Annotated in this window: 11 protein-coding genes; 9 read left to right on the plus strand and 2 right to left on the minus strand. The window is 61.1% G+C overall.

Features of this window, described 5'->3' with window-relative positions; all coding sequences use genetic code 11:
* Positions 1-4 precede the first annotated feature (4 nt).
* From WP12_RS18340 to WP12_RS18350, 3 genes are read left to right on the plus strand one after another with little or no spacing between them, the layout of a single operon-like run.
* Positions 5-1318 carry a family 1 glycosylhydrolase gene (locus WP12_RS18340; protein ID WP_235399203.1) on the plus strand — a complete coding sequence of 438 codons (1314 nt, stop codon included), beginning with the start codon at positions 5-7 and terminating at the stop codon, positions 1316-1318.
* Entirely contained in the window at positions 1315-2454 is a 1140-nt protein-coding gene (dgoD, locus tag WP12_RS18345; RefSeq protein ID WP_046195128.1) for a galactonate dehydratase, read from the plus strand. The genes WP12_RS18340 and dgoD overlap by 4 nt, the downstream gene beginning before the upstream one ends.
* 13 nt (positions 2455-2467) lie before the next feature.
* A complete protein-coding gene (locus tag WP12_RS18350; protein ID WP_046195129.1) occupies positions 2468-3343 on the plus strand; it encodes an aldose 1-epimerase in 876 nt (291 codons plus the stop codon).
* Here the strand turns inward: WP12_RS18350 and WP12_RS18355 are convergent.
* Entirely contained in the window at positions 3340-5544 is a 2205-nt protein-coding gene (locus tag WP12_RS18355) for a family 1 glycosylhydrolase (RefSeq protein ID WP_084691229.1), read from the minus strand. The two genes, WP12_RS18350 and WP12_RS18355, sit on opposite strands and share 4 nt — an antisense overlap.
* A gap of 305 nt (positions 5545-5849) precedes the next feature.
* Here WP12_RS18355 and glf point away from each other — a divergent pair, with 305 nt between their 5' ends.
* The 6 genes from glf to WP12_RS25000 all read left to right on the plus strand — a co-directional run bounded on the left by glf (position 5850) and on the right by WP12_RS25000 (position 13560).
* The gene (gene glf, locus WP12_RS18360) at positions 5850-8093 is read left to right on the plus strand and encodes a UDP-galactopyranose mutase (protein WP_046195131.1); all 2244 of its coding nucleotides are present in this window, start codon (positions 5850-5852) and stop codon (positions 8091-8093) included.
* 154 nt (positions 8094-8247) lie between these two features.
* Positions 8248-9315: a cellulase family glycosylhydrolase gene (locus tag WP12_RS18365; RefSeq protein WP_046195132.1), complete on the plus strand. Its 1068-nt coding sequence runs from the start codon at positions 8248-8250 to the stop codon at positions 9313-9315.
* A gap of 777 nt (positions 9316-10092) precedes the next feature.
* Positions 10093-10605, plus strand: a complete 513-nt coding sequence (locus WP12_RS18370; RefSeq protein ID WP_046195133.1) for a host attachment family protein — start codon at positions 10093-10095, stop codon at positions 10603-10605.
* Positions 10606-11209: 604 nt separating this feature from the next.
* Complete coding sequence (locus WP12_RS18375) at positions 11210-12511, plus strand: site-specific DNA-methyltransferase (RefSeq protein ID WP_200894553.1); 1302 nt, start codon at positions 11210-11212, stop codon at positions 12509-12511.
* Complete coding sequence (locus tag WP12_RS18380) at positions 12501-13010, plus strand: DUF5681 domain-containing protein (RefSeq protein WP_152664072.1); 510 nt, start codon at positions 12501-12503, stop codon at positions 13008-13010. The genes WP12_RS18375 and WP12_RS18380 overlap by 11 nt, the downstream gene beginning before the upstream one ends.
* Complete coding sequence (locus tag WP12_RS25000; protein WP_046195135.1) at positions 13003-13560, plus strand: DUF5681 domain-containing protein; 558 nt, start codon at positions 13003-13005, stop codon at positions 13558-13560. The genes WP12_RS18380 and WP12_RS25000 overlap by 8 nt, the downstream gene beginning before the upstream one ends.
* Positions 13561-13644: 84 nt before the next feature.
* Here the strand turns inward: WP12_RS25000 and WP12_RS25395 are convergent.
* Positions 13645-14094 (minus strand): SHOCT domain-containing protein (locus WP12_RS25395; RefSeq protein WP_160299249.1); only part of this gene is annotated, 450 nt, incomplete at its 5' end.

Raw genomic sequence — 14094 nt, forward strand, 5'->3', positions numbered from 1 at the left:
AATGATGGCCAATTTCATGTTCTGCACCGGCATCGAGAACAGCATTCCGACGATCGACCAGGGACGGACCAGGATCGACGAGATGGAGCTGTGCGGCCATTATGCACGATGGCGTGAGGACTTCGATCTCGTCGAGGATCTCGGCATCCGCTTCCTACGGTTCGGCCCCCCGCTGCACCGCGCCTTCGTCGGGCCCGACCGGTACGACTGGGAGTTCGCGGACCTGACGCTATGCGATCTGAGGGGACGTGACATCACCCCGATCGTCGACCTATGTCACTTCGGCGTGCCCGACTGGATCGGCAACTTCCAAAATCCCGATTTCCCGGAATTGTTCGCGCGATATGCCGGCGCCTTCGCCGAACGCTATCACTGGGTGCAGCTCTACACGCCCGTCAACGAGATGTTTATCTGCGCGGTCTTCTCAGCCCAATATGGCTGGTGGAACGAGCAGATGCAGAGCGACACCGCCTTCGTCACCGCGCTCAAGCACATTGTAAAAGCGAATGTCCTGGCGATGCGCGAGATCCTCAAGCGCCGGCCCGACGCCATCTTTATCCAAAGCGAATCCTCGGAATATTTCCACGCCGACAGTCCGGCGGCGATCGGTCACGCTGAGGTGATGAACGCGAAGCGCTTCCTGAGCCTCGACCTTAATTACGGCCGGCGGGTGGACAGCGAGATGTACGAGTTTCTGATGGATAATGGGATGACCAGGGACGAATATCATTTCTTCCTGGGCAACCGGCTCAAGCAACACTGCATCCTCGGCAACGACTATTACTGCACGAACGAGCATCGCGTGCATCAGGATGGCCGTAGCTGGGCCGCCGGCGAAGTCTTCGGCTACAGCGAAATCACGCGGCAATATTATGGCCGCTACGGCTTGCCGGTGATGCACACCGAGACCAACCTCGCCGAAGGCCCCAATGGCGACGAGGCGGTGAACTGGCTGTGGAAGGAATGGGCCAATGTCCTGCGGCTGCGGAATATCGGTATCCCGACCGTTGGCTTCACCTGGTATTCGCTGACCGACCAGATCGACTGGGACAGCGCGTTGCGCGAACGCAACGGCCACGTGAACCCGCTCGGCCTATATGATCTCGATCGGAATATTCGCGCCGTCGGTAAGGCCTTCAAGCAACTCATCTCCGATTGGCGCGACGTGCTTCCGGCGCAGAGCGTATGCCTTGTCGTGCCGGTCGTCCCGCCGTCGCATGCCGGACGTATCGACGCACGGGAACAGGAGGACCGGGCAAAACGGATGATGCAGCGTCCCGCCGCCGAGCCCCGCACGGCCGAGGAGATAAATCGATGAACATCGACCGCATCGAAACCTTCTACGTACCGCCACGGTGGCTGTTTGTACGGGTCGAAGCCAAAGGCGGCCATGTCGGCTGGGGCGAAGCCAGCCTCGAAGGCCATGCCGAAGCCGTGGACGGCGCGTTCGAGGCGTTGCGCGACCGCTTCATCGGGCATGACGCCTATCGGATCGAGGATATATGGCAGATTGCCTATCGGGGAGGCTTCTATCGGGGTGGCCCCGTTATGATGAGCGCGCTGTCCGGCCTCGATCAGGCGCTTTGGGACCTGAAGGGCAGGGCGTTGGGTGTGCCCGCGTGGGAGATGCTCGGCGGCAGGGTTCGCGACAGGATCCGCGCCTATGCCTGGATCGGTGGCGACCGTCCGCAGGAGGCTGCTGAGGCGGCGGCGGCGCGGCGGCGGCAGGGATTTTCGGCGGTCAAGATGAACGCAACCGCCGAACTGGATTTCCTCGGAACGCCGAAGCTGTTCGCCGAGGTGGTCGAGCGCGTGCGGGCGGTGCAGGGCGAAGGCCTTGACGTGGGCCTCGATTTTCACGGCCGCGTCCATAAGCCGATGGCAAAGCAGCTGGCCAAGCTGCTCGAGCCGTTGGGGCTTCTGTTCCTGGAGGAGCCGCTGCTGTCGGAGAATCCCGAGGGCATCGCCGCGATAAGCCAGCTCGTCAGCACGCCGATCGCCTTAGGCGAGCGGCTCTATTCGCGGTGGGACTTCAAACCCTTTCTGGCCGCGGGCGTGGTGGACATCATCCAGCCCGACCTCAGCCATGCCGGGGGGCTGTCCGAATGCCGACGGATTGCCGCTATGGCGGAGGCGTTCGACGTGGCGGTGGCGCCGCATTGTCCCCTGGGCCCGCTTGCGCTCGCCGCCTGCCTGCAGCTTGCCGCCTGCACGCCGAACGTCGTGCTCCAGGAGATGTCGCTCGGCATCCACTATAATGTTGGCCACGATCTGCTGAGCTTCGTCACCAATCCGGACGCGTTGACGCCTGTCGATGGATTCCTGCCGATCCCGCTGGGCGCGGGCCTCGGCATCGACATAGACGAGGACGGCGTTCGCAAGGCGCATGAGCAGCGGCATCGCTGGCGGAATCCGATCTGGCGCTACAAGGATGGTAGCTTTGCCGAATGGTGAGGCGGAAGGCACTATGAAGGCGATTCATCTCTCGGCAGACTGTCTCGATCTGACATTGTTGCCCGCGCTTGGCGGGAGCATCGGCTGCTTCGACTGGAGGCGCGGCGATGTCTTTCGCCCGATCCTGCGCAGCGGGAGGAGACCTGAGACTCCACTGGAAGCGGGCTGCTTTCCGCTCGTTCCGTTCTGCAATCGCATCCGGGACGGCCAATTCGACTTCCGGGGCCGAACTATCGAACTTGCGCCGAACATGGCCGGCGATCCCAGTCCGATCCACGGGCAAGGATGGCTCGGCCCATGGCGGATCGAGGACCATGATGCATCGGAGGCCACTCTCTGCTTCGCCTATCCGGGCGGGGAATGGCCGTGGGCATATGAAGCGCGGCAGACATTTTCACTCGATCCCGACGGTCTTACGGTCGATCTTCACTGCACGAACAAAAGCGCCGAACCCATGCCGTGCGGCCTCGGCCTGCATCCCTATTTTCCGTGCAGCGCGGCAACAATCCTGACCACGGGGGTCGATAATGTCTGGACCGTAGACGAGCGGGTGCTGCCGCTTGAGCATATACCCGCTGCTGGCCATTATGATCTGTGCGGCAGGCCCATTTGCGGGCGCGGTCTGGACAATGGCTATGATGGATGGGGCCGGGAAGCATGGATAGCCACGCCCGACACGCCGTTTCGCACCAGGCTTTCGTCTCCCGACGCGGGCTTCTTCCAGCTATATTCGCCGGAAAGTAGCGACTTTTTCGTCGCCGAGCCCGTGACCCACGCCAACGCCGCCCTGAACGCGCCGGAGAGCGAGTGGCAGGATCTTGGTATGTCGGTACTGGCGCCCGGTGAAACGAAGAGGTTGCGGATGCGCGTCGATATCATCGCCGTCTAGGCGGCGATACGACGGTCCACCACCCCGCGGCTGCGGAGCTCGATGGCGAAACAGTCCAGCGCCTCCGACAAGGTGGGCATCAACATGCCCCTCTCGCTCGCCAGCGGAGTCGAGGCGGGTCTCGTCGCCCGCCACCCGAGCGTTCTGCCTGCGACCGGTATGATCAGCTCCGCGTTCAGGTCACATCGCTGCGCGATCCGCCTGGCGAACTCCGCCCAGGTCAGGGCTTCGGTGTTGGTAAGGTGCCAGACGCCATCCGCCTCGTCGATGACGAGGTCGAGCACGGCGTTGCACAGGTGCGGAACATAGGTCGGCGTCACGACCTGATCCTCCGCGGCGTGGAACACTCGCCCCTCACGCAAGGCATCGACCACATGGACGGCGAAATTATGCGGGTCGAAGGGTGAGAAGAAGGCGGCGGTGCGGACGATCAGGTGCCTTCCCGGCAGCGCGCCTATGGCCTGTTCCGCCTGCGCCTTGCTGCGCCCATAGACATTCAGTGGGGCCGGCCGGTCGGCCTCGACATAGGAGCGGCCGGCGCGCCCATCGAACACGAGGTCGCTGGAGAAGGTGGTGCTCGGTATGTCCCTTTGTGCGCAGGCGGCGGCGAGACTTTTCGCCGCCGCCATGTTGGCGGCAAGACAGGCGTCGATTTCCACTTCGGCGTCATCGACGCGGACCCAGCCGGCGGCGTTGATGACCGACCAGGGGCGACAGGTGTCGAGCGCAATATCAATACTGCGCGGGTCCGAGAGATCGAGCTGCGTGCGGTCCGTCAGCACAAAAGCGATATCCCGGTGACGGCACGCCGCGGCGAGGGCTTGCCCCAGGGTACCGGTCGCGCCGGTTATGAGAACCGGTGGCGGCGCGTGGATAGGCGGACGCGGCCAGCCGCGAACATGCTGCTGGAGCGGGGCGGGACGCGGTACCCGGCCATGATGCAGGCGGATGTCGCGCCGCCACCACCCGGCGCCGCTCAGGACAGGGTGGGACGGCTTCTCGCCCGCCGCGAGCGAAGCAAGAAGCGGGACGAGAGCAGTGGCGCGAGCATATCCCGCGCTCACGTCAAAAACTCCGGCTTCGTAGCGACCCTCCGCCGTCAACAGCGTGTTCCAGCCACGGCCGCCGAGAAGCGCCCAACTCGTCACCGCTCTGACATCGACGCCCTCGTCGCGCAGTTCGCGGCTGGTGTGCCAGGCGTCCGCAGTCCACCGCATTTGCTCCTCGCGGGTGCAGCCATTGTGGACCTCGGTGATCGCCAGCGGCGTGCGATATCGTTGCCAGGCGTCGCGCAGGGCCAGCGCCAGCCCCGGCGGCGGCGGTTGGAGTGCGCGCGCAGCCTCGGTGTCGACGAATGACCGCCGCCCATTCCCGCCGCGCAACGTCGCCGGATAGCGATGGAGGCGATGGTCCAGCAGCCGGTCGCTGGTGAGATAATGGTTCACGCCTATGATGTCGGGAGGGCAGGGGGCGTCGGCAATGGCCCGCAGCCGGTTCTCAAATCCGAAGCTGACGAGCCGCTTCCACAAGTCATGACCGGGCACCACCCGGCCGTAGAGCAGATCCCAGCTCATCCATCGCCGCACGTTATCGAAGGCAGCCTGTTCCCGGACCGACACCGTGGCATAGGTGCGACCAAGATCCTCGGTCTGGATCAGCCGCGCCGCAGGCTGAACGCGCCGGATCTCTTCCATCGCGAGGCGGGTCGCATCGACCTGATTGAGCAGCGCCGTCCAGAAACAGCGTTCGTCGCGGCGATGCGGATACCAGTGGCCGTACAGCGCCGAAAAGCGGGCAGTGGTCAACGGCTCGTTGACCGGCGTCCAGTCGATTATCCAGGGATAGCGCTCTGCCGCGGCGCGGGCATGCCGCGCGAGGCCAGTGGCGAAGTCATGCGCGAGCAAGTCAGTGTAACGCGGACCGCTGCCATGATGAATAAGGCCCGCAATCGGACGGATAGCCAGGTCACTCAGCCGCGCAAGGCCCACATCGGTCCAGCGCCAATCGCAGAGATCGGGCCGCTCAGGGGCGACGCGCTCCCATAGGATAGGAAAGCGGAGCGCCGCGATGCCGAGGCGGGCGAACAGGTCGAGGTCGGCGGGACGCTCGTCATGGCCGGTCTCGTGCAGTTGATCGCGCCAGACATCGCCGACGCGGTTCACCGTGCACTCGGCTCCCCCCCACAGTTCCAATTTGTACACCCGCACCTCCAGCGCGAAATCTGTGAACCGTAACGAAAGTGCTGGCCACTAGTTGCACCGCAGGCGCAACAAAAAATCCGGAATAACCTAGGTTAATCATAGTCTTATAGTGAAGATTGGGAGGAACTGAACGGCTTCTGCCGCCGTTATTCAGGCTCTTGGTCAGTAAGGTACCCATCATGCGCCAGCCATATCCCCATCCACTTGCCGCCTCCCACGCATCTGGGGCTGCCGACGCAGGTCGACTGCTGATTTGCTTCAGCCATCTTCGATGGGACTTTGTTTTCCAACGCCCTCAGCATCTCATGAGCCGCTTTGCACGCGACGGCCATGTTCTCTTCTGGGAAGAGCCGATCTTTGCCGACGGCGGCGAACGGCTCGAAACCCGCATCTGTCCACAGACCGGCGTTGCCATCGCAACGCCAATCTTGCCTTGTGGCGCTGACCAGAGCGATCAAAACCGGATGCTGGCTTCCTTGCTCGATCAAGCGGTTGCCGGCTTCGCAGGGCCGGTCGTCCGCTGGTATTATACCCCGATGATGCTCCCCTTTTCGGAGCATGTGGCGGCGGAGTGCATCGTCTATGACTGCATGGACGAGCTCGCTAACTTCAAGAACGCACCGCCCGAATTGATACCGCTGGAGAGCCGCCTTCTCGAGCACGCCGACCTCGTGTTCACCGGCGGCTACAGCCTCTATGAGGCCAAGCGCGATCGGCATGCCGCCATCCACCCTTTCCCGTCGAGCGTCGACGTGGCGCATTTCGGCACAGCCCGAATGGACGGCGGTGCGCCATCGGACCAGGCCGCGATCCCGGGGCCACGCTTCGGCTTTTATGGCGTGGTTGACGAGCGCATGGATCTCGAACTTCTCGCTGCCGTCGCCGATGCGCATTCCGAGTGGTCGATCATCATCGTCGGACCGGTTGTGAAGATCAGCGAGGCGGATCTGCCGCGCCGCCCGAACCTGCATTATCTCGGGCCTAAAGGCTATGCGGAGCTTCCTGACTATTTGCGCGGCTGGGATGTCGCGCTGATGCCGTTCGCTATTAACGAGGCCACCCGCTTCATCAGTCCCACCAAGACTCCTGAATATCTCGCGGCCGGCCGGCCGGTCGTGTCGACGCCGATCTGCGACGTGGTCAGGCATTATGGTGATATCGCCGCCGTCGCGATCGCCGAGCGCGGTGACGGCTTCATATCGGCTTGCGAGCAGGCGCTTGAACTCTCGCGGACGGGCGGAAGCTGGCGCGATGAGGTCGAAACCGTCCTGTCGACCATCTCCTGGGAGCGAACCTATCGGCAGATGGCGGACCTGATCGATGAAGCGGTGGCGAATGCGCTCCACGTGCAGCCGATCGTTTCGCCAGTTACCTGGCCGGCTGAACGTCCCCAGAAATATGACGTGATGGTGGTGGGCGCAGGCTTTGCCGGCGCCGTGATGGCCGAACGCCTTGCGGCAGACGCCGGCAAGCGCGTGCTCGTCGTCGACCGGCGGCCTCATATTGCGGGTAACGCCTTTGATCGGCTCGATGACGCTGGCGTACTGATTCATCAATATGGGCCGCATATTTTCCATACCAACAGCCAGGAGATCGTCGATTATCTTTCCCGCTTCACCGCCTGGCGTCCTTATGAGCACCGCGTGCTTGCCGAAGTCGACGGCAAGCGTGTTCCGATGCCGATCAACCGCACGACATTGAACCTTCTATACGGGCTCGACCTCAAATCAGAGGAGGACGTCGCCGCCTTTCTGGCTTCGCGCGCGGAGCCGGTGGAGACGGTCCGGACCTCGGCCGACGTGGTCATCTCCGCTGTGGGTCGCGAACTCTACGAAACCTTCTTCCAGGGCTATACCCGCAAGCAGTGGGGCATGGATCCGTCAGAGTTGGACAAGTCGGTGACCGCCCGCGTTCCGACGCGGACCAGTGCCGACGATCGCTACTTCACCGACAGTTTTCAGGCGATGCCAGCCGCCGGTTTCACGGCGATGTTCGAACGGATGCTCGATCATCCGAACATCGATCTGCTTCTCGGCGTCGATTATAGTGAGATTCGCGAAGCCTATCCGCATGATCACCTCGTCTTCACCGGACCGATCGACGAATATTTCGGCTATCGCTACGGCAAGCTGCCCTACCGGTCGCTACGCTTCCTGCACGAAACCGTCGAACAGGAGTGGGTCCAGGAGGTCGCGGTAATCAACCATCCGTCGGAGGCGGTGCCTTATACCCGGGTCACCGAATATAAGCATCTGACAGGGCAGACACATCCGCGCACGAGCATAACCTTCGAATATCCCAGCGCCGAAGGCGATCCCTATTACCCAATACCGCGTGCAGAAAATCAGGCGTTGTTCAAGCGCTATGAGGCTTTGGCGATCGGCCAAGGAGACGTGACTTTTGTCGGCCGACTGGCGACCTATCGCTATTACAACATGGATCAGGTGGTCGGTCAGGCACTCGCGACATATCGCAGAACGTTCGCGAACAGAGCCATCGATGCCGCTGCTACGGCCGCCAGCGAAAGCGTTACGGCCGCCGCCGCCTAACCCTGGATTATCGATAAGCATCCGGAATGATTAGACTTTTCTACAATTAACCTCGATCAATTATCTTGTCTCGCCCAAGCCGGGCCTCTATTTGGCAGCGTGGGAGCCCAGGCTCCTTTTGTGTGCTGTAGAGTGTCTTGCGGAGTGGGGCGGGATGAGTGAACGGTGGACTCCGGAGGCGGCGCGCGCCTGGTTTGCGGCGCTTCCCTGGCTGGTCGGGTGCAATTTCACCCCGTCCAATGCAATCAATCAACTGGAAATGTGGCAGGCCGAGACGTTCGATCCCGAAACGATCGATCGTGAATTGGGTCTTGCCGCATCGGTCGGGATGAACGCCGTCCGCGTCTATCTCCATGATCTGCTATGGCTCGACGACGCCGATGGCTTCTTGAATCGGGTGGATGCGTTCCTGGCGCTGGCGGATCGCCATGGCATTCGCACGATGCTGGTGCTGTTCGACTCCTGCTGGCATCCCGAGCCCGCCCTGGGGCCGCAGCCCCAGCCACGCGACGGCGTGCATAATTCCGGCTGGGTTCAGTCGCCAGGGGTTCCGGCGCTGCGGAACGCGGGCGAGCACCGCCGTCTCGAAGCCTATGTAAAGGGGGTCGTCACGCGCTTCGCCAATGACCCGCGGGTTCTCGCCTGGGACATATGGAACGAGCCCGACAATGGCCCGGAGGTCGCGCTATGCGATCCCGCCGCGCTTCGGGCGAAGGCCGACCTCGTCGTACCGCTGCTTATCGCGGCTTTCGGCTGGGCGCGCGCGATGGATCCCGTCCAGCCTCTGACCAGCGGCATCTGGCTGGGCGACTGGTCCGCGCCGGATTTGCTGAGTCCTATCCAGCAGGCGCAGACCGGTCATTCCGATGTGATCTCCTTCCACAATTATGGTGTCGCGGAAGATTTCATCCAGCGAGTGAAGTGGCTGAAGACGTTCGGCCGGCCGATGATGTGCACCGAGTTCATGGCACGGCCCGCAGGAAGCACCTTCCAGGCGATCCTGCCCGCCGCCAAGGAGCTCAAGGTGGGCGCCTTCTGCTGGGGCCTCGTGAAGGGCAAAACGCAGACGCACTTGCCGTGGGAGGCCTGGGAAAATCCTAATATCGAAGGTCTGAAGGACGCCTGGTTCCACGACATCTTCGATAATAGCGGCGCGCCCCATGACCCAGGCGAGGTCGAGTTTCTGCGGCTGCTCAACCAGATCGATATGGTTGAGGCCTGACCGGGCAACAGGCGCCTGACGCGACGGACTCATTTGCCGCCCCGACGACGATTTCGGGTCAGCCGCCACAATCACGGCGCGCACTGTGAATGCCGCGTCATCATGCGTAGCTGCACTGGATGGCTGTCTAAGCTATCCCACCGGCACCGTGACAGGGCGCAAGCTCTCCCTGTCGGCGGGCGAAACTTCGGCGTGCGGATCGGGTCGATAGTGTTCCTCAGCTCGGCTGCCGCCGTCAGGATGTGAATCGCCGCCAAGATCCAGAGGCCTGTGGCCGCGGGGGAGCGGGTTCGATGCCGAGGCGGCCGTACTTTCTTGGTCGGGCTCGTCGTGATTGCCCGATGAGTCCCGGTCGGCGGCCGCTCGCGAATATTTCAGAAGGGCTCTCACCCCCCAGGCTGCCACAACTACAAAAGCAACGGTCCGAAACATGATGGGTCTCCGAGTAGCGTTCAGTCTGGGGTGAAGGGCTTTGGCGATCCTGTGAGCAGAGGCAGAGAGTATCCGAGCCTTGGTTTATCCGCTGAAGCTGCGTCATGACCTGCGGGCGAGACATGGCTGACATGCTTCCGGTCGTGGCTCCTTCACCTGGGTTGGAGTCAGCAAATTAGCGCGGTCGACCGTGCGAATATTCAGCCCTGGAGGAGTGATCAGTGCAGTCAGCGCGCCCTTTTCCGCGCATGCAGCCGTCCGTGGCGGCAAACGCTTTTGCACCGTCAGGTCGCAACCATGAGGCGGGCAGGGCGTTGGTCCTGTTCACTGTTACGGAGAAGCGGCGTGCAGGTCCCCTACAATGCTTTTGTCGTCATAGCCGACGGGCGCAAGATGCTGTTCCTTCGCAATGAAGGCGACGCAGAACATCTGAATCTTCAGGTAGAGCGCAAGGAGATTCACGAGAACCCGAAGGATTCCGATCAGAAGCGTGACTCCTCCGGGCAGGCATCGTCCACCCAATCCGGTCCTGGGGCGCCCGCCGCCGCACAAAATGGCTCAATGCATGCGCGGGGCGGGGGCGCGCAATTTGTTCCGTCGCGCGGCAGCATGGGGGAGACCGATTTCCACCAGCTCGAGGAAGACCGCTTCGCAAGCGAGATCGCCGAAATGCTAAGGAAGCGCGCTCTTTCGAACGATTTCGAAACGCTGATCATCGTGGCACCTCCAAAGACACTGGGAGAATTGCGCAAGCATTACCACAAGGAGGTTCAGCACCGCCTGGCTGGCGAGGTGGCCAAAGATCTGACGGGGCACACCGTAGCCGAAATCGAGCAGGCGCTGGTAAGCGCCGACTGACCCTACCGACGTTCGGTGGGGCTGAAGCGAGGACTGCGGATATGCTAGTCCTTCCGGATGATGCTGATGCCGCCATTATGTTCGGCGACGACGATCGCGACATTGTCCATCGTCCGTCGTCCGCATGCCGTTTGGCGCACGGGCTTGCGCGACCTGGTGAGCCAGCGGCAGCGCGCCGCCGATAAGCGCAGCTGCGGTCAGTGCGGGTCGTTTTGACGCAGAGGGAGCCCCAAAAAGGGCCCTCAAGCGGGCTGTTACGCTCGGCCCTTCCTCAGTTGACGAAGGTTAAATGGTGCAGTGGGCAGTCCCCAGCGAACCGGTCTGAGCGCAATAACAGGGAGTTTTTGCGCGTTTTAGCCAAATTTCGCGGATGTACCTTTGGATGGCTGACTTTATTTCACGCAAACTCAGCGCTTTAGGCGAAATTTAGTCATTGGAGCGAAAAATATTATGGAAAAATAATAGGGAGTTTTTCAAAACGTGCAGGGAGTTTAGCACGCTCTATCAGGGTGCCGATGTCACCGATCAGACTTGGACCCTAATTTCGCGCAGAGGGCGGCTGGGGCGACGTTGTCGATTAGTTGGTCGCCTGTTAGCCTGAGGCATGAGCACCAATGATTCCGGGTTTTTACAAATGGCTGGCGAACCAATCGCGATAATCATGCGCAATCCGAAGACGCTCGTGCCTCACCGGACAAATGCCCGTACCCATCCAAAAAAGCAGGTCGAACAGCTCACGGCATCCATCCGGGAATTCGGATTCACTAATCCGATTTTGGTGGACGGTGCCAACGTCGTCATCGCCGGCCATGGACGACTGCTTGCTGCACTTGAACTGGGCTTAACCGTAGTACCGGTGATCGAATTGCGTCGCCTGTCTGAGAAGCAGGTGCGAGCTCTGCGGCTTGCCGACAACAAGATCGCCCTCAACTCCGGCTGGGACGTCGATCTCCTTCGTGTGGAGATAGCCGACCTGACGGCGTTGGACGTCGAGATTGACCTTAATCTCACTGGCTTTTCGACCGGCGAGATCAACGTCATTCTCGATCCTGGCGCCGACCCCGATGACGAAGTTATCCCGGCAACTCGCACTAAACCTCGGACCCAGCTTGGTGACATATGGGAGCTGGGCAATCACCGTATCGGTTGCGGTGACGGCCGCGATTTGGACTTCCTTCGTGAAATCGTCGGTGAAGATCAGAGAATAGACTGTGCCTTCCTTGACCCGCCGTACAATGTGAAAATCCAGGGGCATGCTAACGTCAAAAGCAAGCACCGCGAGTTTGCGATGGCTTCGGGGGAGATGAGCGTCGCGGCCTTCCGAACATTTTTGAAGGAAACGCTCGGTACATGCGCAGCGGTATCTCGCGATGGCGCGGTACATTTCGTCTGCATGGACTGGCGACACCACGATGACGTGTCCGCCGTCGGATCCGAGCTATACGGTGAGCAGCTTAACCTGTGCATCTGGAACAAGTCCAATGCCGGTATGGGCTCGCTCTATCGATCGAAGCACGAGCTTGTGTTCGTCTACCGTGTTGGCAGTGCTTCTCATTTGAACACGGTTGAGCTTGGGCGCCACGGTCGTAATCGGACTAACGTCTGGGACTATGCATCGGTCAATAGTTTCAAGGGGAGTCGTCGAAGCGACCTCGACCTTCATCCGACGGTCAAGCCCGTCGCGATGGTCGCTGACGCCATCCAGGATGTGACGCGTCCCAACGATCTAGTGCTGGATATTTTCATCGGGGCCGGCACTACGCTCATCGCATGTGAACGCGCCGGCCGGCGCTTCAGAGGCTTGGATATCGATCCGGTCTACGTCGATCTCGCAGTCGATCGTTGGGTTGCTATGACCAATGGCACGCCGAAGTTGCTAAGTGCAGGGGCGTCCGATGCCCAATGAGTCCTCAAAACAGCGAAAGCCTCGCGCCAAAAAGGAGGAGCATAGGTCGGCGTACGCCTCGCTGTTGGAGCGGCGGATAACCTTGGAAGTCGGTGGGAAACGGCAGAAGCTGACTGCCAAGGAGGCCTTGCAATTCAAGACATATCAGGACGCGTTGGACGGCAAGATTGCTGCCGTTCGTAAGGTTTTGAAATGGATCGATGAGCGCGAGGCGGCGAAGAATAAGCTTACCGTCCGACCAATCAATCTTCCGATTATCGAGGGTGAAAATCAAAATGGCGTGCCCGTCGACGACGCTCTGCTGTTGCTTGGGATCGCGGTGGAAGACGAGGCCGCCAGCAAGGGCGATCGGCCTTACCTCCGTATCCAAAGTTGGGCAGTCCAGGCCGCGCTTCATCGATTCGATGTCACCCTCCAGAGAGGCGATTTAGCTGAATTTCGCAGGCATACAGATCATCCCGAGCAAGTGTTCTGGCCAAAGGAGACCGGCAATGGATGACGAGCCCACATACGAGGTCGGGCATAAGCGTCCGCCGGTTGCGTCCCAATTCGAAAAGGGAAAATCGGGAAACCCGAAAGGTCGACCGCCTGGACGTAAAAGGTTGCTTCCGCATGAAGCTGTTTTAGGCCGTGAGGCCCTGATCGTCGAAGGGAAGCACAGGCGCCGAGTTTCTGCCGATGAAGCTTTTATCCTGCAGCTTTATGCACGGGGCTTAGCGAAGGAGGGTCCATTAAGAGCTATAGCGATGGAAGCCCTAGAGAAGCCGCAAGTCAGCACGGTCCAGTTTGCGCGTCGAAAGATCTTTTTCACAATCTATGCCAAAGATGGAGAGGTGGAAAAACCCATGCGTAAGCTCGGCATGGCGCTTCTCCTCGATCGATCTCAGGTGCTAGCGCGGTGGGTCATTGAGCCGTGGCTTGTGCAGGCAGCACTCGCACGGTTGGGAGATCGGCGCTTAACTATTGAGGAGCAGGAGGTGGTATTGGCGGCCACGCGAAAACCGCTCACGGTTGAGTGGCCCGAGTGGTGGGAAACCAAGCCTAGCTGATCTGCACAGCCCTGAACATGTGATGCGATGCTCGTTGGCTAGAAAAGGATTTGGGCGGGAGCCGCGCCCCCGCCCATTCATTGCTTAAGCAGCGCCGAGAATTTTAGACTTCATCTCTTGGAACTCGGCGTCGCTGATCGCGCCGCTGTCGAAAAGCTGCTTGGCCTGGGTGATCTCGTCGAGCATGCGATTGCCACCGGTCATAGTCGCCCCCGCAGGTGCCGCAGCATGGACCGTCACACCGCCAGCGGCAGCGCGAACCTCTTCGATGGCACGAACGCGACGCTTCTCTTCCCAGGCCTGCTCTTGCGATTGGGCATGGCTGTAGATCATGCGGGCGGGCTCGCTTTCTATACCAGGCAGGTCCAGTTGAGACACCCGGCCATTGCCATGAGCGAATTTGAGGGTGACCCGCACCCACCTGGTCAACGCTGCCACCGTGATGATGGCGGCCACCAAAACGTTCAGTTCGCTTAAGGACTGGGGCGTGCGGCTGTCGAAGAAGATCGGCTTCCACAAAGCGCGCATCGCCGT

The sequence above is a fragment of the Sphingomonas sp. SRS2 genome, from assembly GCF_000971055.1.
Taxonomy (GTDB): Bacteria; Pseudomonadota; Alphaproteobacteria; order Sphingomonadales; family Sphingomonadaceae; genus Rhizorhabdus.